This is a genomic window from Rahnella sp. ChDrAdgB13 (genome assembly GCF_017655185.1).
GTDB lineage: Bacteria > Pseudomonadota > Gammaproteobacteria > Enterobacterales > Enterobacteriaceae > Rahnella > Rahnella contaminans.
The window spans coordinates 182,352-204,215 of the sequence record NZ_JAEMGT010000003.1 but is presented as its reverse complement, the minus strand read 5'-3'; the positions used below and the strand labels follow the sequence as shown (position 1 = coordinate 204,215).

The following is a 21,864-nucleotide window of genomic DNA, read 5'->3' as shown; positions in this document are numbered from 1 at the left end:
TTCCTAAGAATTTTTTGGCTATCTGTGCTATTTGCAGGTGTTACAGAGTATTTCATTCAGAAACTGTGAATGCACGCTTTCCGAATGGGGTTTCTTTAGAAAACAACGTCATGCTCATGACGTGGAGTAACTTAATGAAAAAGTGTTGGATTTTTGTATTTGGGATGTTTGTTATTTGTTCCGGGGCAGCGCATGCCGAGGAAGTCGGGTCGGTCGATACGGTCTTCAAATTGTTCGGACCGGACCATAAAATCGTCGTCGAGGCCTTTGATGATCCTGATATTAAAAATGTAACGTGTTATATCAGTCGCGCGAAAACCGGCGGGATTAAAGGCGGATTAGGGTTGGCAGAAGACACGTCTGATGCGGCGATTTCCTGCCAGCAGGTCGGCCCCATCGAACTGAGCGATAAGATTAAACAAGGCAAAGACAAGGGAACTGTAGTCTTTCAGAAAAGGACGTCACTGGTGTTTAAAAAGCTTCAGGTTGTTCGCTTTTACGATGAAAAACGTAACGCGCTTATCTATCTGAGTTACTCAGACAAAGTCGTCGATGGCTCACCTAAAAATGCGCTGAGCGCTGTTCCGATCATTCCGTGGGCGCATACGACGCCGTAAGTTTTTGAGGATGTTCAAAGCAGAACTCAAACAAAAGGCCAGCTTTCGCTGGCCTTTAACGTTTTGCTGCATCATCTACAGAGCGGTTGGCAACCTTCTGTATTAGTCTTCCAGATCACCACAAAAACGGTAGCCTTCGCCATGAATGGTCGCGATGATTTCCGGAGTATCTGGCGTCGCTTCGAAATGTTTACGGATGCGGCGAATGGTGACGTCAACAGTACGGTCATGCGGCTTCAGCTCGCGACCGGTCATTTTCTTTAGCAGGTCGCCACGGGTTTGGATTTTGCCCGGGTTTTCGCAGAAGTGCAGCATCGCGCGGAATTCGCTGCGCGGTAACTTGTATTGTTCGCCCTGCGGGCTGATCAGTGAACGGCTGTTGATGTCCAGTTCCCAACCATTGAATTTGTAGCTTTCGACCAGACGACGTTCTTCACCGGTCGTGCCCAGGTTCATCGTACGGGATAACAGATTGCGTGCGCGGATAGTCAGTTCGCGCGGGTTGAATGGCTTAGTGATGTAATCATCAGCGCCGATTTCCAGCCCCAGAATTTTGTCGACTTCGTTGTCGCGGCCCGTCAGGAACATCAGTGCAACGCTGGCTTGTTCGCGTAATTCGCGTGCCAGCAGCAGGCCATTTTTGCCTGGCAGGTTGATATCCATGATAACCAGATTGATGTCATTTTCGGACAGAATGTGGTGCATTTCAGCGCCATCATTGGCTTCATGCACCATGTAGCCTTCTGCTTCAAAAATGCTCTTTAACGTATTACGTGTCACTAACTCGTCTTCGACGATCAGAATGTGAGGGGTCTGCATGATTGCTACCTAAGATTGCCAACAAATAGAAAATAGGAGTACAGAAGTCCTTGTTATCCCGATGAATTTTGATGCCTTATTGGCCATCTCACTCGTTACATGACTAAAGTACGTAAACGCGTTCTCGATGCAATTTCCATCAACGGCAACAACATCGCAAGCTCGGTCAGGGATTCCACTTTCTGCAGTTCCACGGGGTTCTAAAGCGGCGAACATCCTAACCCTATTAACAGCAATATAACAGCGAGTGCCGAAATTACCACCCAACAAAATTACGGTTTGTTGACATATATCAAGTTCAATTGTAGCACGGTAACAGAACAGTGAAAAACACTTACAAGAATGCACGCTTGAGTCACATTTCGGCCTTTATTGTACACGATTCAGCAATTCATCAAGCAACGAAAGATAAATGCAAAATCTGTATGTATTCTTATTATATATCTTTATGAAAAATAATGATAAATTTTTCTTTAAAGTCGGCTTAACCGCACCAGCACCTTTTTTTCGTATCGGGTAAGCTTTTCCGATAAAATAAAAGAATATATTGAGCCGACTGTTAAGTTCTTGTGAAGAATATAAGCGATGAATAGTTTTGGAATCGGATAAAATTTCATCGCTGTAAAACAGGCGGCAATTTCATTCACTCTTTGCAGGGGCGCGACATGCAACTTCATATTATTTTAGTTTCTCCGGCCCGCCCGGAAAATGTCGGTGCGGCTGCCCGGGCAATGAAAACGATGGGCTTCGCGTCATTGCGCATTGTAGACAGCGAGGCGCATCTCAAACCGGAAGCCGGCTGGGTTGCGCACGGTTCGCAGGAAATCCTGCAAAATGCGCTGCATTTCAATACGCTCGCCGAAGCGCTGGCCGACATTGATTTTACCGTTGCCACCACCGCACGCAGCCGCGCGCGTTTTCACTATTACTGCACGCCGCAGGAATTGCAGGTTCAGCTCGAAGAGAAGAGCGACTGGATAAACCACGCGGCGCTGGTGTTCGGGCGCGAAGATTCCGGGCTGACGAATGAAGAGCTGGAACTTGCCGATGTTCTGACCGGTGTCCCGATGGTGGCGGATTACCCGTCGCTGAATCTGGGCCAGGCGGTGATGGTTTTCTGCTATCAGCTGTCAGCGCTGAATCAGGTGACGTCGGCGAAAGCGGAAAATGCGCAGGGAGGACAGTTGTCTGCGCTGCGTGGAAGAGTGGATCGTTTACTGGAAAATGTCGGTGCCGGAGACGACCAGAAACTGTCCGACTGGCTGCATCAGAGGCTCGGTCTTTTGCAGCAGCGCGACGCCGCAATGCTGCACACATTGCTGCATGACATCGAAAAAAAGCTGACCCAATGATCTGACGGGAATACCCGCTTCACTGGTGTGATCTTCGGTGTGAAGGAAACAGACCTGCGGATAACACTGAAAATGTTTTTAATGGCAGCTCATTATCCATTTGATTCTGTCCGTGATTAACCGGGCAAAAACAGAAAAAAATTGACTTATTGCGCCTTATGCTTTAGCTAATAGAGGCAGACAGAGTACAAACCTAAAGACAGACAGCAAAATAAAATGCGAATCATCAGCCTGAACACAACAATTATTACCACCACCGATACCACAGGTAACGGGGCGGGCTGACGCGTACAGGAAAAAGAAAAAAAGCCCGCACCTAAACAGTGCGGGCTTTTTTTTTACATTTAAACGAGAGCTTCAGGAGAGAACCAGAAATGCGAGTGTTGAAATTTGGCGGGACCTCGGTAGCAAACGCAGAACGCTTCTTGCGGGTTGCGGACATTATGGAAAGCAATGCGCGTCAGGGACAGGTCGCGACGGTATTATCCGCGCCTGCCAAAATTACCAACTATCTGGTTGCCATGATTGAACGGACTGTCGCCGGACAAGACATCAAGACCATCTTGAGCGACGCAGAAAACATTTTTGGTCAGTTGATTACCGGTCTGGCAGCACAGCAACCGGGCTTTGATTTGCCGAAAGTGAAAGCGTTTGTTGATCAGGAATTCGCTCAGCTTAAACAGTTACTGCACGGCATCGCGCTGCTGGGGCAATGCCCGGACAGCGTGAACGCCTCAATTATCTGTCGTGGCGAAAAGCTCTCTATCGCCATTATGGAGGCCGTTTTCATCGCGAAAGGGTTTGGCGTCACCGTCATTAATCCTGTCGAAAAGCTGCTGGCTCAGGGCCACTATCTTGAATCCACTGTCGATATCAACGAATCCACCCGCCGTATTGCCGCCAGCGCCATTCCTGCCGATCACATTGTGCTGATGGCCGGTTTCACTGCCGGTAACGAAAAAGGCGAACTGGTGGTGCTGGGCCGCAACGGTTCCGACTATTCAGCCGCCGTACTGGCCGCCTGTTTGCGCGCTGACTGCTGTGAAATCTGGACTGACGTCGACGGCGTTTATACCTGCGACCCGCGCACTGTGCCCGATGCCCGCTTGCTGAAATCGATGTCCTATCAGGAAGCCATGGAGCTTTCGTATTTTGGCGCGAAAGTCCTTCACCCGCGTACCATCCTGCCGATTGCCCAGTTCCAGATCCCTTGCCTGATTAAAAACACCACTAACCCGCAGGCGCCGGGAACCCTGATCGGCAGTGAAAGTCTTGATGACAGCACGCCGGTAAAAGGCATCACCAATCTGAATAACATGGCGATGATCAACGTTTCCGGCCCCGGAATGAAAGGGATGATCGGCATGGCGGCGCGCGTTTTTGCAGTGATGTCGCGCTCCGGGATTTCCGTTGTGCTGATCACCCAGTCTTCGTCTGAATACAGCATCAGCTTCTGCGTGCCGCAAAGTGAGCTGGTTCGCGCACGCAAGGCGCTGGAAGATGAGTTCTATCTTGAGCTGAAAGATGGTCTGCTTGAGCCGCTGGACGTTATGGAAAAACTGGCCGTGATTTCTGTGGTCGGCGACGGCATGCGTACACTGCGCGGAATCTCGGCGAAATTCTTCTCCGCACTGGCGCGCGCCAATATCAATATCGTCGCCATCGCGCAGGGTTCTTCTGAGCGTTCCATTTCCGTTGTAGTGAATAACGAAGATGCCACTACCGGTGTCCGCGTCAGCCACCAGATGTTGTTCAACACCGATCAGGTTATCGAAGTCTTTCTGATTGGTGTCGGCGGTGTGGGCGGGGCGTTGATCGAACAGATCCGCCGTCAGCAGGCCTGGCTGAAAACCAAACATATCGATCTGCGCGTTTGCGGTATTGCCAATTCCCGCGCGTTGCTCACCAACGTTCACGGCATTCCGCTGGATACCTGGCAGGACGAACTGGGCGCGGCGAAAGAGCCTCTGAATCTGGGCCGTCTGATCCGCCTGGTGAAGGAATACCATCTGCTGAACCCGGTGATTGTTGACTGTACTTCCAGCCAGGAAGTGGCGGACCAATATGCCGATTTCCTGGCCGATGGTTTCCACGTCGTCACGCCGAACAAAAAGGCCAATACCTCATCGATGAATTATTACCATCAACTGCGTAAAGCGGCAGATGGTTCGCGTCGCAAATTCCTGTACGACACCAACGTCGGCGCCGGTTTGCCGGTTATCGAGAATCTGCAAAACCTGCTGAATGCGGGCGATGAACTGCTGCGTTTCTCCGGGATCCTCTCCGGATCGCTGTCCTTCATTTTCGGTAAGCTGGACGAAGGCATGTCACTGTCTGCCGCCACCTTGCAGGCGCGCGAGATGGGCTACACCGAGCCGGATCCGCGTGATGATCTGTCGGGTATGGACGTCGCCCGTAAGTTACTTATTCTGGCGCGTGAAGCCGGTTATAAGCTGGAATTATCGGATATCGATGTGGAATCTGTTTTGCCTGCATCGTTTGATTCCTCGGGCAACGTAAATGAATTTGTGGCACGACTGCCGGGACTGGACGCCGAATTTGCTCAGCGCGTTGCGGATGCGACGGCAGCGGGTAAAGTATTGCGCTACGTCGGCGCTATCGAAGAAGGGCGCTGCAAGGTAAAAATTGACGCTGTCGATGGTAATGACCCGCTTTATAAAGTAAAAAATGGTGAGAATGCGCTGGCGTTTTACAGCCGCTATTATCAGCCGTTACCGCTGGTGTTGCGCGGTTATGGTGCCGGTAATGATGTGACGGCGGCGGGTGTGTTTGCCGATCTTTTGAGAACGCTGTCATGGAAGTTAGGAGTTTAATATGGTTAAGGTGTATGCCCCGGCTTCAATTGGGAACGTCAGCGTAGGTTTTGACGTTCTGGGCGCCGCAGTGTCTCCGGTGGATGGCACGCTTCTGGGTGATTGCGTATCGGTAGAAGCCGCCACAAAATTCAGCCTGAAAAACGAAGGCAAGTTTGTTTCCAAACTGCCTGACCGGATGGAAGACAATATCGTTTATCAGTGCTGGCAGCGTTTCTGTCAGGAAATCGGCAAAGATGTGCCGGTGGCTATGACGCTTGAAAAAAATATGCCGATCGGCTCCGGATTAGGTTCCAGTGCCTGTTCGGTGGTTGCCGGTCTGATGGCAATGAACGAATTCTGCGGCAAGCCGCTCAGCGACAACAAAATGCTGGAGCTGATGGGCGAGCTGGAAGGGCGAATTTCTGGCAGTGTGCACTTTGATAACGTCGCACCATGCTATTTGGGTGGCATCCAGCTGATGCTCGAAGAGCTGGATATCATCAGCCAGAACGTGCCAAGTTTTGACGACTGGCTGTGGGTGATGGCGTATCCGGGCATCAAAGTATCGACGGCGGAAGCGCGCGCGATTTTACCGGCGCAGTATCGCCGCCAGGATTGCATCAGCCACGGGCGTTATCTGGCGGGCTTTATTCATGCGTGCCACACACAGCAGCCGGCGCTGGCCGCGAAGCTGATGAAAGATGTGATCGCCGAACCCTACCGCACACGTCTTCTGCCGGGTTTTGCCGAAGCACGCAGCGCGGCCGAAGAAATCGGTGCGCTGGCTTGCGGGATTTCCGGTTCCGGCCCGACGCTGTTTGCCGTCTGCAATGACAGCGCAACGGCGAAACGTATGGCCGACTGGTTGCAGACACACTATCTGCAAAATGACGAAGGCTTTGTTCATATTTGTCGTCTGGATACCGCTGGCGCGCGGGTATTGGGATAACTCGATAATCGACTGGGATAACTAATGAAACTGTACAACCTGAAGGATCACAACGAGCAAGTGAGTTTTGCGCAGGCCGTCAAACAAGGTCTGGGCAAACAACAGGGATTATTCTTCCCGCTCGACCTGCCGGAGTTTGAGCTGACTGAAATTGACCGCCTGCTGGATCTGGATTTCGTCACCCGCAGCACGCGCATTCTTTCTGCTTTCATCGGCGATGAAATTCCTGAAGATGAATTGCATCAGCGCGTGAAAAACGCGTTTGCCTTCCCGGCGCCTGTCGCAAAAGTGGAAGACGATATTGCCTGTCTGGAGCTGTTCCACGGCCCGACCCTGGCATTTAAAGATTTCGGTGGCCGATTCATGGCGCAGATCCTGACGCAGGTTTCTGGCGATCAGCCGGTCACGATCCTGACCGCAACATCCGGTGATACCGGTGCTGCTGTGGCGCACGCTTTCCACGGTCTGAAAAACGTTCGTGTAGTGATCCTCTATCCGCGCGGCAAAATCAGCCCGCTTCAGGAAAAATTGTTCTGTACTCTCGGTGGCAATATTCACACCGTGGCTATCGATGGCGATTTCGATGCCTGTCAGGCGCTGGTCAAGCAGGCATTTGATGATGAAGAACTGAAACATGCCCTGAAGCTCAATTCCGCGAACTCCATCAACATCAGCCGTCTGCTGGCGCAGATTTGCTATTACTTCGAAGCCGTGGCACAACTGCCTCAGGAAGCCCGTAATCAGCTGGTAGTTTCTGTACCAAGCGGTAACTTTGGTGATCTGACTGCCGGTTTGCTGGCGAAATCTCTCGGTCTGCCGGTGAAGCGTTTTATAGCTGCCACCAACGCCAATGACACCGTGCCGCGTTTCCTGAGCAATGGCGAATGGGAACCGAAGAAAACCGTTGCGACATTGTCGAACGCCATGGACGTCAGCCAGCCAAACAACTGGCCGCGCGTGGAAGAACTGTATCGCCGTAAAACCTGGCAGCTGAAAGATCTGGGCTTCGGCGCGGTCAGTGACGACACCACCGAAGACGCGATGCGCGAGCTGGCGAATATCGGATATATCTCTGAACCTCACGCGGCGATTGCTTACCGGGTACTGCGTGACCAGTTGCAACCGGGCGAATTCGGCCTGTTCATCGGCACCGCGCATCCGGCAAAATTCAAAGAGAGCGTGGAAGCGATTTTGGATCAGGACATCGGTTTGCCGAAAGAACTGGCAGATCGTGCAGACCTGCCATTGTTGTCGCACAATCTCCCGGCTGACTTCAGCGAAATGCGTGCATTCCTGATGGCGCTGCCTGAATAAATACGCTGATTCACAAATGCAAAAGCCCTCTTCGTGAGGGCTTTTTTATGCTTACGACTCAGTAAACTCAGCGTTCAGGGCGGGTAAATACCAGTTCATTGCCCTGTGAACGTGATTCATCAAATTCGTAACCTTCCAGATTGAAATCCTGAAGTTGTTTCGGCTTATCCAGACGCTCTTTGATAATGAAGCGGCTCATCAGGCCACGTGCTTTTTTGGCATAGAAGCTGATGACTTTGTATTTGCCGTTTTTCTCATCGAGGAATACCGGCTTTATGATTTCGCCATTCAGCAGTTTAGGTTTTACCGCTTTGAAGTATTCACCGGATGCCAGATTTACCAGCACTTTGCTTTTTTGTTCGCTGAGCAACAGGTTGAGTTTCTCAGTCAGTAAATCGCCCCAAAAAGCATACAGATTCATGCCCTGCGGGTTTTCCAGACGGATACCCATTTCAAGACGATACGGCATCATCAAATCCAGCGGACGCAGCAGGCCGTATAAACCGGACAACATGCGCAGATGTTTTTGGGCAAAATCGAAATCTTTCTCGCTGAAATCTTCCGCCTGCAGGCCGGTATACACGTCACCTTTAAAGGCCAGAAGCGCCTGACGGGCGTTTTTCGGCGTGAAATCCGGCTGCCAGTCATTGAAGCGTTCGGCGTTCAGGTGGGCCAGTTTATCGCTGATCCCCATCAGTGAAGAGATCTGCGCAGGCGACATTTTACGCGCCACGGTGATCAACTGAGCCGATTTATCCAGCAACTCAGGTTGGGTATAGCGCGTTGTCGCAAGCGGGCTTTCGTAATCGAGCGTTTTGGCAGGTGAAATAATGGTCAGCATGGTCTCGTCCGTTGGTCAGTGACGCTTTAAATTTGGGATTTTTTCGTTGCACTACTGTAGCAAAAAAGCCGCCGCGGGGGAGCCATGATATCGATAGGTAAAAGCTTAACTGTCAACGCCGGGACGTTTTTTTATCCCAAATTCCCGGCTCCAGCTGGTCGCGTAATTCCGGGAAATGGTCGGGATTAAACACCGGTATTTTCCCCATACGTTGCTGGCGTTCGTAGTCTTTCACCACTTTGACCGCCACGCCCGAAAGCAGCAGCAGTGCGGTCAGGTTCAGTATTGCCATCAGCGCCATGAAGATATCCGCCAGTTTCCAGACGATATGCAGTTCCATCAGACAGCCGCAGAACACCATCCCGATGACCATCAGGCGGAAAATCAGCAATTTATACGGCGCGGCGCGGTGAACGAAACTCAGATTGTTTTCCGCATACGCGTAGTTGCCTGAGATAGAAGTAAAGGCGAAGGAAAACACCAGCACGGCCAGTGCGATGTGGCTCCACCCGCCCGTTGCGGGCGTGATGGCCTGCTGTAATAAGCGGATACCAAAAGGCGCGTCCGGATGATCAAGCACGCCTGACGTCAGCACAATCAGCGCCGTGGCGGTGCAAATCACCACGGTATCGATAAAGACGGCAAACATCTGGTTGAAGCCCATGGTGGCGGGGTGGGTGACCGACGCCATCGCCGCCGCGTTTGGTGACGAACCGACGCCCGCTTCGCTCGCAAAAACGCCGCGCTGCATTCCCTGAGTGATGGCCTGCGTGACGCCATAAGCCAGAGCGCCGGAGGCCGCTTCCTGTAAGCCGAAAGCGCTTTTGAAGACCAGCGCAATCACCTGCGGCAATTTTTCGATGTTATGACCGATGACCCAGATCGCCAGCAGCAGGTACGCAATGGCCGTCAGCGGAACCATCCATTTGGACAGCCAGATAACAGAACGTATACCGCCAAAAATCAGCAGAGCGGTCATCGTAGCCAGAATAGCGGCGGTGGTCAGATGGGGAACATGTAGCAAATGAAAGGAGGCCTGAGCAATGGAATTAGCCTGTAACGCACTGAAAACAAAGCCGCAGGAGACAACCATCAGGAAGGAAAACAGAATGCCCATCCAGCGCATGCCCAGCCCTTTCTCCATGTAATCTGCCGGTCCGCCGCGAAATTTACCGCGTTCGCCCGCGCCTTTGTATATCTGTGCCAGCGTGTTTTCAATCAGGGCCGTTGCCATGCTGAAAACGGCGATGACCCACATCCAGAAAATCGCGCCGGGTCCTCCGAGGGTAATGGCTATCGCCACGCCGGTCAGGTTACCGGTACCAATACGTGAGGATAAACTCAGGCACAGCGAGCCCCAGGGTGACATTCCTCGTGGATCGCGGCCAGTCGTAAAAAGGGCAGGGGAAAACAGATGTCTGAAACGACGGAACTGGATGAAACTCAGGCGCATGGTGAGGTAAATGCCGGTGCCAAACAGCAGGTAAATCAGGATGGAACTCCAGAGAATGGTGTCAAAAAAATCCAGCAGATCATTCATGAATTATCCTTGGTTGATAAACCCTTCATTTTTTTAGTTGTTCGCTCTGAGGGCTATGACCACTTTGGTTGGCTAACATACCTTTTTTATTGAAACGGGGACATATGCAAATTGGCTGATTTTGTGTGTTTTGGAAGGTGAGAAATCCATAGATGTTCGTAGCCGAGCATGCCGTGATAAGCGCCTTGCGCGTGGCTTTTTGCATGTTATCATCAGCCAAAGGCAAGGCATGAAAATGCCTATACGAAAACGTCCAAACGATGAGATATGCCAAAATGACCGATAAACTGACTTCCCTACGCCAAATGACTCAGGTTGTTGCTGACACCGGAGATATCGCGGCAATGAAGTTGTACCAGCCGCAGGATGCGACCACTAACCCGTCACTGATCCTCAGCGCTGCGCAAATTCCTGAATACCGTAAACTGATCGACGAAGCAATCGCCTGGGCACGTGACCAGAGCAGCGATCACGATCAGCAGATTACTGATGCAGCTGACAAACTGGCAGTGAACATCGGTCTGGAAATCCTGAAACTTGTCCCGGGCCGTATTTCAACTGAAGTTGACGCACGTCTGTCTTACGACACAGACGCGAGCGTGGCAAAAGCGAAACGCCTGATCAAACTGTACAACGATGCGGGCATCAGTAATGACCGTATCCTGATCAAATTGGCTTCTACCTGGCAGGGTATCCGCGCAGCGGAAAAACTGGAAAAAGAAGGCATCAACTGTAACCTGACGCTGCTGTTCTCCTTCGCTCAGGCACGTGCATGTGCAGAAGCCGGTGTGTTCCTGATTTCTCCATTCGTTGGCCGTATCCTCGACTGGTACAAAGCCAACGGCGACAAAAAAGAGTTCGCGCCGAATGAAGATCCGGGCGTTGTGTCTGTGACCGAAATCTACGAATACTACAAACAACACGGCTACGAAACTGTCGTGATGGGCGCAAGCTTCCGTAACATCGGCGAAATCATCGAACTGGCTGGCTGTGACCGTCTGACTATCGCCCCTGCGCTGCTGAAAGAGCTGGCTGAAAGCGAAGGTCCGCTGGAACGCAAACTGTCCTTCTCCGGCGAAACCAAGCCACGCCCTGCGCCACTGACTGAAGCTCAGTTCTACTGGGACCACAACCAGGATCCAATGGCGATCGACAAACTGGCAGATGGCATCCGTAAGTTTGCAATCGATCAGGGCAAACTGGAAAAAATGATTTCTGACCTGCTGTAATTAGCACTCAGTTTCGACAAAAAGCGGCTAATCAGCCGCTTTTTTTGTGTCTGCGATAAAACCCCGTGCCGTTATCGATATAATGAGGCTTATTGAAAGCAGATTTTGTCACGGAGAAATGGCATGGATAAATTGCGAATTGGTCTGGTATCGGTGTCAGACCGTGCGTCGGGTGGGGTGTATCAGGACAAAGGTATTCCGGCGCTGGAAGAATGGCTGGAGAAAGCGCTCATCACGCCCTTTAAGCTCGAAACCCGGCTTATTCCGGATGAACAACCTCTGATTGAACAGGCGATCAGCGAGCTGGTCGATGAAAGCGGCTGTCATCTGGTGCTGACTACCGGCGGAACCGGCCCGGCGCGCCGTGATGTGACACCGGACGCCACGCTGGCCATCGCCGATCGTGAGATGCCGGGCTTTGGTGAACAGATGCGTCAGATCAGCCTGCACTTTGTCCCGACGGCAATTTTATCGCGTCAGGTCGGCGTGATCCGCAAACAGGCGCTGATCCTCAACTTACCGGGACAACCCAAATCTATTCAGGAAACGCTGGAAGGGCTGAAAGACGCGGAAGGCAAAGTGATCGTTTCCGGTATTTTCGCCAGCGTGCCTTACTGCATCCAGTTGCTCGACGGGCCGTATATTGAAACGCACGACCATGTGGTAGCAGCATTTCGTCCAAAAAGTGCCCGTCGCGACACAAAAAACTGAATACGCTTTGTTTTTGAAATAAGATTCAGGCGCTCTGGTGTGAAAAATATTTGCCGCTATAGTAATAATTACTTTACAAAAAGCGGCAAAAACCGTTTCCATTTTCACTCTGGCGTCACACGGACTCTTATGCAACACGCACAATCGCGCCGGCTGGACCGGCAGGACTTCAAAACGCTTTCCCTGGCTGCGCTGGGCGGCGCCCTCGAATTCTACGATTTCATCATTTTCGTCTTCTTCGCTGCGGTTATTGGCGACCTTTTCTTCCCGGCTGATATGCCCGACTGGCTGCGTCAGGTTCAGACGTTTGGCATTTTTGCCGCCGGTTATCTGGCGCGGCCGCTGGGCGGCATTATCATGGCGCACTTTGGGGATCTGGTTGGCCGCAAACGGATGTTCAGCCTGAGTATTCTGCTGATGGCGTTACCGACGCTGGCGATGGGGCTCCTGCCGACGTACGCTTCGATCGGCATTGCCGCACCGTTATTGCTGTTACTGATGCGTATTTTGCAGGGCGCAGCGATCGGCGGCGAAGTGCCGGGAGCCTGGGTTTTTGTGGCGGAACACGTCCCGCGTAACCGTATTGGTTTTGCCTGCGGAACGCTGACAGCTGGCCTGACAATGGGTATCCTGCTGGGTTCTCTTGTGGCAACTTTACTGAACACCAGTATGGCGCCTGCCGCGATCAGCCAGTATGGCTGGCGCATTCCCTTCTTTATCGGTGGGATCTTCGGGTTAATCGCCCTGTATCTGCGCCGCTGGTTGCAGGAAACGCCGGTCTTTATCGAGATGAAAGCCCACAAAGCGCTGGCCGAAGAATTGCCGCTGAAGGCCGTTGTCGCGAATCATAAAAAAGAAATCGTGGTGTCGATGCTTATGACATGGCTGCTGTCCGCGGGGATCGTAGTCGTTATTCTGATGACGCCAACGTGGCTGCAAAAACAGTTTGGTATTCCGGCGGCAGCGGCGTTGCAGGCAAACTGCCTCGCCACTGTTGCGCTGATGTTCGGCTGCATTATTTCGGGCAGTGTTGTGGATCGTCTGGGCGCCAGTAAGACGTTTATTATCGGCAGCCTCTTCCTCGGTATTTGCAGTTGGTCTTTTTATCATATGGTTGCGGCTGACCCGTCTGTGCTGATGGGAATGTACGCGCTGGCCGGTTTAAGCGTGGGCGTGGTTGGCGCGGTGCCGTATGTGATGGTGCGGGCTTTCCCGGCGGAAGTGCGGTTTACCGGGATTTCTTTCTCTTACAATGTGGCTTATGCCATTTTTGGTGGCCTGACGCCGGTGTTCGTGACGCTTATCATGCGTCTGACACCTATGGCACCGGCTTATTACGTGCTGGCATTGTCCGTGATTGGTTTACTGACCGGCATTTATCTCAGCCGTGATCTGAACAGTGAAACCGCCCGCGAAGCTAAATTTGCAGAGCGCGCCGCTTCCGGCCAGTAAGTTTCTTAAACTCATTTTTGGCGCAAAAAAAAGCCCCGTTCATCGGGGCTTTTTCATCTGATACGTCGTGCGTTATGCCGTAACCGCATTCACATCGCGAGCGTGGCTTTTCGGTTCGCCAATCGGCAAAACGGTGCGGCCATACTGCTCGTTGAGCACTTCGGCCATCGCCAGATAAATCGCGCTGGCGCCACAGAAGATACCTTCAAAACCTGCAAAATGCAGAACTGCTGTATTGCCGGTCATGTTGCCGAAACACAGCAGGGCAAACAAAATAGTCAGGCTGCCGAAAACGACCTGTAAACCACGGTTTGCTTTCAACGTGCCAAAAAACATAAAGAGAGTGAAAACGCCCCAGATGCCCAGATAAGCGCCCAGGAAACTTTCGCTGCTGGCATCGGCCATGCCCATGCGTGGCAGCATCAGAATACCGACCAGGCTCAGCCAGAACGCACCGTAGGAGGTAAACGCCGTGGTGCCGAAGGTATTCCCTTTTTTAAATTCCATCATCCCTGCAAGAATTTGAATCAAACCACCATAAAAAATGCCCATGCTGACAATAACAGCGGTCAGCGGGAAAAATCCTGCGTTGTGTAAATTCAACAAGATAGTAGTCATACCAAATCCCATTAACCCGAGCGGGCCTGGATTTGCCAACGTTTTGGTCTGCATAGATCCTCTGTATCAGAATTATTATTAATTGATAATCGGGGGAAGAAACGCTTGGGAAATGGGTAAAAAAGCCGCATATCTTTAGAAGCGCGCGGCATCATAAGGAGGGTTGCGTCAGTAAACATTGATCTGGCGTAACAGCAATTGAAGATTTTTTTTCACTTTGCCCCTTGATGCTGAGCGTCATGGCCCCATCTTATCCTCAACCGCAGTTGTTACCGTCGGTAAAACCGTAATATGGGGCTGTTGAAATCGAAAAGATCGTCCTCATATACAGTAGCAACCTGAACGAATATGAATTTAAGTGGAGACGTTTTAGATGGGTAAAATTATTGGGATCGACCTGGGCACCACCAACTCTTGTGTAGCTATCATGGATGGCACGACTGCTCGTGTACTGGAGAATGCTGAAGGCGACCGCACCACTCCTTCCATCATCGCTTATGCGGCAGATGGCGAGACTCTGGTAGGTTCTCCGGCTAAACGTCAGGCAGTGACCAACCCGCAGAACACCTTGTTTGCGATCAAACGCCTGATTGGCCGTCGCTTCCAGGATGAAGAAGTACAACGCGATAAAGGCATCATGCCTTACCAGATCGTAGGCTCCGACAACGGCGACGCCTGGATCGACATTAAAGGTCAGAAAATTGCACCTCCGCAGATCTCTGCTGAAGTGTTGAAGAAAATGAAGAAAACTGCTGAAGATTATCTGGGCGAACCAGTAACTGAAGCTGTTATCACCGTACCTGCATACTTCAACGATGCACAGCGTCAGGCAACGAAAGACGCCGGCCGTATCGCAGGTCTGGAAGTCAAACGTATCATCAACGAACCGACCGCAGCGGCACTGGCTTACGGCCTGGATCGTGAAGTCGGTAACCGCACTATCGCGGTATACGACCTCGGTGGTGGTACTTTCGATATCTCAATTATCGAAATCGACGAAGTTGACGGTGAAAAAACCTTCGAAGTTCTGGCAACCAACGGTGATACTCACCTCGGTGGTGAAGACTTCGACAGCCGTCTGATCAACTATCTGGTTGAAGAGTTCAAGAAAGAACAAGGTATGGATCTGCGTAATGATCCGCTGGCAATGCAACGTCTGAAAGAAGCGGCTGAAAAAGCGAAGATTGAACTGTCTTCTGCTCAGCAGACCGACGTTAACCTGCCGTATATCACTGCGGATGCAACCGGTCCAAAACACATGAACATCAAAGTGACCCGTGCAAAACTGGAATCTTTGGTGGAAGACCTGGTTAACCGTTGTATTGAACCACTGAAAGTGGCTCTGAAAGACGCAGGTCTGTCTGTATCTGACGTTCAGGACGTGATCCTGGTCGGTGGTCAGACGCGTATGCCAATGGTTCAGAAGAAAGTTGCTGAATTCTTTGGTAAAGAACCACGTAAAGACGTGAACCCGGACGAAGCTGTGGCAATCGGTGCAGCAGTTCAGGGTGGTGTGCTGGCAGGTGATGTTAAAGACGTTCTGTTACTGGACGTGACTCCGTTGTCTCTGGGTATCGAAACCATGGGCAGCGTGATGACTCCGCTCATCACCAAAAACACCACTATCCCGACGAAACACAGCCAAGTGTTCTCTACTGCGGAAGACAACCAGTCTGCAGTAACCATCCATGTGTTGCAGGGTGAGCGTAAACGTTCAAGTGATAACAAATCTCTGGGTCAGTTCAACCTGGACGGTATTCAGGCAGCGCCACGCGGTCAGGCACAGATCGAAGTGACCTTCGACCTTGACGCCGACGGTATCCTGCATGTGTCTGCGAAAGACAAAAATACCGGCCGTGAGCAGAAGATCACCATCAAGGCATCTTCTGGTCTGACGGAAGAAGAGATCCAGCAAATGGTCAACGATGCTGAAGCGAATGCTGAAGCCGACCGTAAGTTTGAAGAACTGGTTCAGACCCGCAACCAGGCGGACCATCTGATCCACGGAACCCGTAAGCAACTGGAAGAAGCCGGCGACAAACTGCCAGCTGAAGACAAAACTGCGGTTGAAGAAGCCCTGAAAGCACTGGAAGTTTCTGCTAAAGGTGAAGACAAGGCTGATATCGAAGCGAAAATCCAGGCGCTGGTTCAGGTTTCCGGCAAATTGATGGAAATGGCTCAGCAGCAAGGCCAGACCGAAGGCAGCGATGACAGCGCGAAGAAAGATGACGACGTTGTTGATGCTGAATTCGAAGAAGTTAAAGACAAGAAATAATCGCCCTTTAGCGGGCACAGTAAGAGTTCATTACTGAAAACCAGCACGGGCGTCGAGGAAACTCTACGCCCGTGCACGCATGTTGAGGGCAGGAAAAAGCATGGCGAAGCAAGATTATTACGAGCTGTTGGGCGTTTCTAAAACGGCCGATGAGCGCGAAATCAAAAAGGCCTACAAGCGCCTGGCAATGAAGCATCACCCTGACCGTAATCAGGGCGATAAAGAGTCTGAAAGCAAATTTAAAGAAATTAAAGAAGCTTACGAAATTCTGACCGATGCGCAAAAGCGTGCGGCCTATGACCAGTATGGTCATGCAGCCTTTGAACAGGGCGGCATGGGCGGTGGCGGTGGTTACGGCGGCGGCGGTGCAGATTTCAGCGACATCTTTGGTGACGTCTTTGGCGACATCTTTGGCGGCGGTCGCCGTCAGCGTGCCAGCCGGGGTTCAGATCTGCGTTACAACATGGATCTGACTCTGGAAGAGGCCGTTCGTGGTGTCACCAAAGAAATCCGCATCCCGACATTGGATGAATGTGACGTTTGCCACGGCAGCGGCGCGAAAGCGGGTAGCTCACCAACGACCTGTCCAACCTGTCACGGTGCGGGCCAGGTGCAGATGCGTCAGGGCTTCTTTACTGTGCAACAGGCGTGTCCGACCTGTCAGGGGCGCGGTAAAGTTATCAAAGATCCGTGCAACAAATGTCACGGTCATGGCCGCGTAGAACGTTCGAAAACGCTGTCCGTGAAAATTCCTGCAGGTGTAGACACCGGTGACCGTATTCGTCTGGAAGGTGAGGGCGAAGCGGGTGAGCATGGCGCACCGTCAGGCGATCTGTACGTTCAGGTTCAGGTCAAAGCGCACAAAATTTTTGAGCGCGAAGGCAACAACCTGTACTGCGAAGTGCCAATCAACTTTGCGATGGCTGCACTGGGTGGCGAAATTGAGGTTCCTACGCTTGATGGTCGCGTGAGCCTGAAGATCCCAGCCGAAACGCAAACCGGCAAGATGTTCCGTATGCGCGGACGCGGTGTGAAATCCGTACGTGGCGGCGCGCAGGGCGACTTAATGTGCCGTGTTGTAGTCGAAACCCCGGTCAGCCTGAGCGAAAAGCAAAAACAATTGCTGCGTGATCTGGAAGAAAGCTTTGGTGGCGTATCGGGCGAAAAAAATAGCCCGCGCTCTAAAAGCTTTCTGGACGGCGTGAAAAAGTTTTTCGATGATCTGACACGTTAACCGGTTCCTGCAAACAGGAACGGTATAGTCCAGACAAATCCCCGGCAGCAATTCGCGCCGGGGATTTTTTTATGGGATTTTTTTAAAAAAACGGTGAAAGCGGCCAATAAATAATTCGTAAAAACCGAGGTATACTCCAGAAATAAACGAGTTTTTACGAAGTGAATCACTGCGTACAATTCGCGCATCCCATTGTGGCGTCCCGTTTTTAGCCACGCTTAATTAACAGGAGAGTCAGAATGTCGAATTTGATTCGTCGTTTTTTGCGTATGGAAGCTGCGGGCGGAATTGTGCTCATCATTGCCGCCGTTGTGGCACTGGTTATGGCAAACAGCCCGTTGCAGGGCGCTTATCAGGCGTTTTTAGATATTCCGGTCACGCTGCGCTTCTCTGAATTGCTGATCGACAAACCGCTTTTGCTGTGGATTAACGACGGCCTGATGGCGGTGTTTTTCCTGATGATTGGTCTGGAAGTTAAGCGGGAGATGTGTGAAGGCGCACTGGCCAATCGCGAGCAGGCGCTGTTCCCGGCTATCGCCGCGCTGGGCGGTATGATCGTTCCGGCGCTGATTTATCTGCTGTTCAACGGCAATGACGAAATTGCACTTCAGGGCTGGGCAATCCCGGCTGCAACGGATATCGCTTTTGCGCTGGGGGTTATGGCGCTGTTGGGATCACGTGTACCGACCGGGCTGAAAGTTTTCCTGCTGGCACTGGCCATCATTGATGATCTGGGTGCCATCGTGATTATCGCGCTGTTCTACAGCCACGATATTTCGATGATGGCGCTGGGATTGTCGGCAGTCTGCATCGCCGCGCTGGCCTGCCTTAACTGGCGCGGGGTCACTAAACTGACGCCTTACCTGCTGATTGGTGCAATTTTCTGGGTATGCGTTCTGAAATCAGGTATCCATGCGACATTGGCGGGCGTGGTTCTCGGGTTTCTGATCCCGCTGAATACTAAAAAAAATAAGGCTTCACCGGCACGCCGCCTGGAGCACGGAATTCATCCGTACGTTGCCTGGTTTATTTTGCCCATTTTTGCTTTTGCGAATGCGGGGATTTCTTTGCAGGGCGTGACGGCTTCCGGCGCATTTTCCCTGCTGCCAATGGGGATTGCGGCCGGCTTATTGCTGGGTAAACCGCTGGGCATCATGTTGTTCAGCAGCGTGGCGCTTAAATTGGGCATCACCCGTTTACCGTCAGGGATTTCATTCGGCCAGATTTCAGCCGTTTCCGTGCTGTGCGGCATTGGTTTCACCATGTCGATTTTCATTGGTTCACTGGCTTTCGCCCTGCGGGATCCGGCACTGCTGACTTACGCGAAAATGGGCATACTGATGGGATCAGTGGCTTCGGCACTGCTTGGATATGTGCTGTTGAGCCGTGCTTTGCCAAAGAAAGTTGTTAAACATTGACCGACAGGTTGCGCGCTGAGTCGCGCAACCTGATAGCAATCTCGTGCTTCAGAAAAGGATGAAACCATGCCTCATATTAACTACAACCATTTGTATTATTTTTGGCACGTGTGTAAATCAGGTTCTGTTGTGGGAGCCGCCGAGGCGTTGTATCTCACCCCGCAAACAATCACCGGCCAGATCAAATCACTGGAAGAAAGGCTCGGCGGTAAACTTTTTAAGCGGCAAGGGCGCGGGCTGATACCTTCCGAGCTGGGTCAGCTGGTCTATCGCTATGCGGACAAAATGTTCACCCTGAGTCAGGAAATGCTGGATATCGTGAATTACCGCAAAGAGTCGAGCCTGCTGTTTGATGTAGGCGTTGCGGATGCGTTGTCTAAACGTCTGGTCAGCCGTGTGCTGGAAGCCGCCGTACCAGAAAATGCGCAAATTCATTTACGCTGTTTTGAATCGACACACGAAATGCTGCTCGAACAGCTAAGTTTGCATAAGCTGGATATGATTTTGTCCGATTGTCCGGTGGATTCTACCCAGCAGGAAGGGCTATTTTCAGTCAAACTGGGCGAAAGCCCGATCAGCTTCTTTTGTTGCAAGCCGCTGGATGGCGTAGATTTTCCGGCCTGCCTTGAGCAACGCCCACTGCTTATTCCCGGCCGCCGTTCGATGTTAGGGCGTAAATTGCTGAACTGGTTTACGACACAGGGGCTGAACGTCAATATCCTCGGGGAATTCGATGACGCGGCGCTGATGAAAGCATTCGGAATGAACAACGATGCCATTTTTGTCGCACCGGCTATCTACTCCTCGACGGAGTTTCAGGATGAGAAAATTGAAGAGGTCGGGCGTGTAGAAGGGATCATGGAAGAGTATTACGTGATTTTTGCGGAAAGGATGATCCAGCATCCTTCGGTACAGCGGATTTGTCACACTGACTTTTCGGCGCTATTTACCTGAAAACGGAAACGACTCAAATTTCAGATATAAAAAAACCGGCCTGGGCCGGTTTTTTTATCAAAGCATTTCAGCGTAATGCGATTATTGCATTGCGTTGATTTGCGCAGTCAGGTTTGACTTATGACGCGCTGCTTTGTTTTTGTGGATCAGGCCTTTGCAAGACTGACGGTCCACAATTGGTTGCATTTCGTTAAATGCATTTTGTGCAGCAGTTTTGTCGCCTGCTGCGATAGCCGCGTGTACCTTTTTGATAAAGGTACGCATCATTGAACGACGGCTCGCGTTGTGCTTACGGCGTTTTTCTGACTGTACGGCGCGTTTCTTAGCTGATTTGATATTAGCCAAGGCCAACTCCCAAATATTTTTCTATTGATGAACAATTCAAAGGCCGAGGAATATGCCTTTTCGGTCTTCTTTTGTCAACGGATTTGTGCAAATAAGCGGCGCTTTTAAGCGTAAACTTTAATCGTCGCTTGTTACGTTGTGATGGCGCAGGATTTTAACAGCTTCCGGCATCGGAATACAGTCTTTCGCGAGAAAAATCGACAGGAGAGTGTACAAACTGCCCACTGCGGCCATTAACGCCTTGTTTATGCGAAAAGTCACGCATTCCCTGTATGCAACGAAAGATTTTCATCGCCACTCGTCCATTTGAACCGCAATATCTGCCGTATGCAAGGGAGAATGGTGTGATCCTGTGAATCGCTGGTTAACCTTGGAGGCTGTACAAGGTATAATCCGCCGATTTCCATCTTTATGAGTCAGCATTGGATTTGAGCCAGCTATGGAGCTAATTCGCGGAATACACAATATTCGAGCACGTCATCATGGATGTGTGCTGACTATTGGCAATTTTGATGGTGTACACCGTGGTCATCAGGCCCTGATCAAACAGCTAAAGCTGGAAGGTCAACGTCTGGGGCTGCCGGTGATGGTAATGATTTTTGAGCCACAGCCGCTGGAACTGTTCGCCGGTGATAAAGCACCTGCGCGCCTGACCAGTTTGCGTGACAAAGCCAAGTATCTGGCCGAGTGCGGAGTAGATTATCTGTTATGCGTACGCTTCGAACCCCGGTTCGCAGCGCATATTGCTCAGGAATTTATCTCTAAATTGCTGGTGGAGAAACTGGGCGTCAGATTCCTGACTGTCGGGGATGATTTCCGCTTTGGCGCGCGCCGTCTGGGAGATTTTGAGCTGTTACAGAAAGCCGGTGAAGAATATGGCTTTGAAGTGATCAGCACACAAACCTTCCGCGAAGGCGGCAATCGTATCAGCAGCACTGCAATTCGCGATGCGCTGCGCGATGACGATCTGGCGCTGGCCGAAAATTTACTGGGCCATCCGTTCAGTATCTCCGGCCGCGTTGTTCACGGCGACAAACTGGGGCGTACCATCGGCTTCCCAACGGCCAACGTGCCGCTCAAACGCGTGGTTTCACCCGTGCGCGGTGTTTATGCTGTGGACGTATTAGGCCTCGGGCCTGAGCCTTTGCCGGGCGTAGCCAATATTGGTATACGCCCGACGGTCGGCGGTGTGCGCAAGCAGTTGGAAGTGCACCTTCTCGACACCACATTAGATCTATACGGGCGCCACATTGACGTGGTGCTTCGCGCGAAATTGCGCAACGAACAGCGTTTTTCCTCGCTTGATGCTTTGAAGCAACAAATTGCGAACGATGAGGTGACGGCCCGGGAATTCTTTGGGTTAAAGACACCACGCTAAAC

General features: G+C 51.6%; 19 protein-coding genes and 1 other annotated feature. Of the genes, 14 read left to right on the top strand and 5 right to left on the bottom strand.

The genetic code is table 11. The annotated features are described in order from the left end of the window. Positions 1–134: 134 nt before the first annotated feature. Positions 135–617, top strand: coding sequence for a protein CreA (creA, locus tag J8X26_RS02130; RefSeq protein ID WP_152325365.1), 483 nt, complete (start codon positions 135–137; stop codon positions 615–617). Between the two features lie 102 nt (positions 618–719). Here the strand turns inward: creA and arcA are convergent, their stop codons facing one another. Continuing rightward, entirely contained in the window at positions 720–1,436 is a 717-nt protein-coding gene (gene arcA / locus J8X26_RS02125) for a two-component system response regulator ArcA (RefSeq protein WP_013577079.1), read from the bottom strand. A gap of 665 nt (positions 1,437–2,101) precedes the next feature. Between arcA and J8X26_RS02120 the strand changes: the two genes are divergently transcribed. The 5 genes from J8X26_RS02120 (at position 2,102) to thrC (ending at position 7,867) form a co-directional block, all read left to right on the top strand. Further along, positions 2,102–2,788: a tRNA/rRNA methyltransferase gene (locus J8X26_RS02120; protein WP_208950031.1), complete on the top strand. Its 687-nt coding sequence runs from the start codon at positions 2,102–2,104 to the stop codon at positions 2,786–2,788. A 216-nt stretch (positions 2,789–3,004) separates the two neighbouring features. Next, a complete protein-coding gene (gene thrL, locus J8X26_RS02115; RefSeq protein ID WP_071823645.1) occupies positions 3,005–3,073 on the top strand; it encodes a thr operon leader peptide in 69 nt (22 codons plus the stop codon). Continuing rightward, positions 3,012–3,128 (top strand) — a sequence feature (Thr leader region). Its footprint overlaps the gene before it by 62 nt. A 34-nt stretch (positions 3,129–3,162) precedes the next feature. After that, entirely contained in the window at positions 3,163–5,622 is a 2,460-nt protein-coding gene (thrA, locus tag J8X26_RS02110; RefSeq protein ID WP_208950030.1) for a bifunctional aspartate kinase/homoserine dehydrogenase I, read from the top strand. Between the two features lies 1 nt (position 5,623). Next, on the top strand, positions 5,624–6,553 hold the full coding sequence (gene thrB, locus J8X26_RS02105; protein WP_152325187.1) for a homoserine kinase: 930 nt from the start codon (positions 5,624–5,626) through the stop codon (positions 6,551–6,553). 24 nt (positions 6,554–6,577) lie between these two features. Beyond that, the gene (thrC, locus tag J8X26_RS02100) at positions 6,578–7,867 is read left to right on the top strand and encodes a threonine synthase (RefSeq protein WP_152325186.1); all 1,290 of its coding nucleotides are present in this window, start codon (positions 6,578–6,580) and stop codon (positions 7,865–7,867) included. Positions 7,868–7,934: 67 nt separating this feature from the next. Here the strand turns inward: thrC and yaaA are convergent, their stop codons facing one another. Then, positions 7,935–8,708, bottom strand: coding sequence for a peroxide stress protein YaaA (gene yaaA / locus J8X26_RS02095; protein ID WP_208950029.1), 774 nt, complete (start codon positions 8,706–8,708; stop codon positions 7,935–7,937). 112 nt (positions 8,709–8,820) lie between these two features. Beyond that, positions 8,821–10,248, bottom strand: a complete 1,428-nt coding sequence (locus J8X26_RS02090) for a sodium:alanine symporter family protein (protein WP_152325184.1) — start codon at positions 10,246–10,248, stop codon at positions 8,821–8,823. 275 nt (positions 10,249–10,523) lie between these two features. On the opposite strand from J8X26_RS02090, the gene tal reads away from it, so the two are divergent. From tal to J8X26_RS02075, 3 genes are all read left to right on the top strand, one after another. Continuing rightward, positions 10,524–11,477: a transaldolase gene (gene tal, locus J8X26_RS02085; protein WP_152325183.1), complete on the top strand. Its 954-nt coding sequence runs from the start codon at positions 10,524–10,526 to the stop codon at positions 11,475–11,477. A gap of 123 nt (positions 11,478–11,600) precedes the next feature. Next, complete coding sequence (mog, locus tag J8X26_RS02080) at positions 11,601–12,188, top strand: molybdopterin adenylyltransferase (RefSeq protein WP_152325182.1); 588 nt, start codon at positions 11,601–11,603, stop codon at positions 12,186–12,188. A 129-nt stretch (positions 12,189–12,317) separates the two neighbouring features. Further along, a complete protein-coding gene (locus J8X26_RS02075; protein ID WP_152325181.1) occupies positions 12,318–13,640 on the top strand; it encodes an MFS transporter in 1,323 nt (440 codons plus the stop codon). A 72-nt stretch (positions 13,641–13,712) separates the two neighbouring features. Here the strand turns inward: J8X26_RS02075 and satP are convergent, their stop codons facing one another. Next, positions 13,713–14,312 (bottom strand): acetate uptake transporter, encoded by a 600-nt coding sequence (satP, locus tag J8X26_RS02070; RefSeq protein ID WP_104923390.1) that lies wholly within the window; start codon positions 14,310–14,312, stop codon positions 13,713–13,715. A gap of 319 nt (positions 14,313–14,631) precedes the next feature. Between satP and dnaK the strand changes: the two genes are divergently transcribed. From dnaK to nhaR, 4 genes are all read left to right on the top strand, one after another. Next, positions 14,632–16,533 (top strand): molecular chaperone DnaK, encoded by a 1,902-nt coding sequence (gene dnaK / locus J8X26_RS02065; RefSeq protein ID WP_152325180.1) that lies wholly within the window; start codon positions 14,632–14,634, stop codon positions 16,531–16,533. Positions 16,534–16,633: 100 nt separating this feature from the next. Next, positions 16,634–17,767, top strand: coding sequence for a molecular chaperone DnaJ (dnaJ, locus tag J8X26_RS02060; protein ID WP_165058956.1), 1,134 nt, complete (start codon positions 16,634–16,636; stop codon positions 17,765–17,767). Between the two features lie 239 nt (positions 17,768–18,006). Beyond that, positions 18,007–19,185, top strand: a complete 1,179-nt coding sequence (nhaA, locus tag J8X26_RS02055) for a Na+/H+ antiporter NhaA (protein ID WP_208950028.1) — start codon at positions 18,007–18,009, stop codon at positions 19,183–19,185. 66 nt (positions 19,186–19,251) lie between these two features. Then, positions 19,252–20,139: a transcriptional activator NhaR gene (gene nhaR, locus J8X26_RS02050; RefSeq protein WP_152325177.1), complete on the top strand. Its 888-nt coding sequence runs from the start codon at positions 19,252–19,254 to the stop codon at positions 20,137–20,139. A gap of 81 nt (positions 20,140–20,220) precedes the next feature. On the opposite strand, the gene rpsT is transcribed toward nhaR, so the two are convergent. After that, positions 20,221–20,484, bottom strand: coding sequence for a 30S ribosomal protein S20 (gene rpsT / locus J8X26_RS02045; protein ID WP_104923385.1), 264 nt, complete (start codon positions 20,482–20,484; stop codon positions 20,221–20,223). Between the two features lie 439 nt (positions 20,485–20,923). Between rpsT and ribF the strand changes: the two genes are divergently transcribed. Further along, positions 20,924–21,862 carry a bifunctional riboflavin kinase/FAD synthetase gene (ribF, locus tag J8X26_RS02040; protein ID WP_165058962.1) on the top strand — a complete coding sequence of 313 codons (939 nt, stop codon included), beginning with the start codon at positions 20,924–20,926 and terminating at the stop codon, positions 21,860–21,862. Positions 21,863–21,864: the final 2 nt, after the last annotated feature.

Coding starts and splice junctions, on each gene's coding strand:
- creA (WP_152325365.1), top strand. CDS start 135: ATGAAAAAGTGTTGGATTTTTGTATTTGGGATGTTTGTTATTTGTTCC.
- arcA (WP_013577079.1), bottom strand. CDS start 1,436: ATGCAGACCCCTCACATTCTGATCGTCGAAGACGAGTTAGTGACACGT.
- J8X26_RS02120 (WP_208950031.1), top strand. CDS start 2,102: ATGCAACTTCATATTATTTTAGTTTCTCCGGCCCGCCCGGAAAATGTC.
- thrA (WP_208950030.1), top strand. CDS start 3,163: ATGCGAGTGTTGAAATTTGGCGGGACCTCGGTAGCAAACGCAGAACGC.
- thrB (WP_152325187.1), top strand. CDS start 5,624: ATGGTTAAGGTGTATGCCCCGGCTTCAATTGGGAACGTCAGCGTAGGT.
- thrC (WP_152325186.1), top strand. CDS start 6,578: ATGAAACTGTACAACCTGAAGGATCACAACGAGCAAGTGAGTTTTGCG.
- yaaA (WP_208950029.1), bottom strand. CDS start 8,708: ATGCTGACCATTATTTCACCTGCCAAAACGCTCGATTACGAAAGCCCG.
- J8X26_RS02090 (WP_152325184.1), bottom strand. CDS start 10,248: ATGAATGATCTGCTGGATTTTTTTGACACCATTCTCTGGAGTTCCATC.
- tal (WP_152325183.1), top strand. CDS start 10,524: ATGACCGATAAACTGACTTCCCTACGCCAAATGACTCAGGTTGTTGCT.
- mog (WP_152325182.1), top strand. CDS start 11,601: ATGGATAAATTGCGAATTGGTCTGGTATCGGTGTCAGACCGTGCGTCG.
- J8X26_RS02075 (WP_152325181.1), top strand. CDS start 12,318: ATGCAACACGCACAATCGCGCCGGCTGGACCGGCAGGACTTCAAAACG.
- satP (WP_104923390.1), bottom strand. CDS start 14,312: ATGCAGACCAAAACGTTGGCAAATCCAGGCCCGCTCGGGTTAATGGGA.
- dnaK (WP_152325180.1), top strand. CDS start 14,632: ATGGGTAAAATTATTGGGATCGACCTGGGCACCACCAACTCTTGTGTA.
- dnaJ (WP_165058956.1), top strand. CDS start 16,634: ATGGCGAAGCAAGATTATTACGAGCTGTTGGGCGTTTCTAAAACGGCC.
- nhaA (WP_208950028.1), top strand. CDS start 18,007: ATGTCGAATTTGATTCGTCGTTTTTTGCGTATGGAAGCTGCGGGCGGA.
- nhaR (WP_152325177.1), top strand. CDS start 19,252: ATGCCTCATATTAACTACAACCATTTGTATTATTTTTGGCACGTGTGT.
- ribF (WP_165058962.1), top strand. CDS start 20,924: ATGGAGCTAATTCGCGGAATACACAATATTCGAGCACGTCATCATGGA.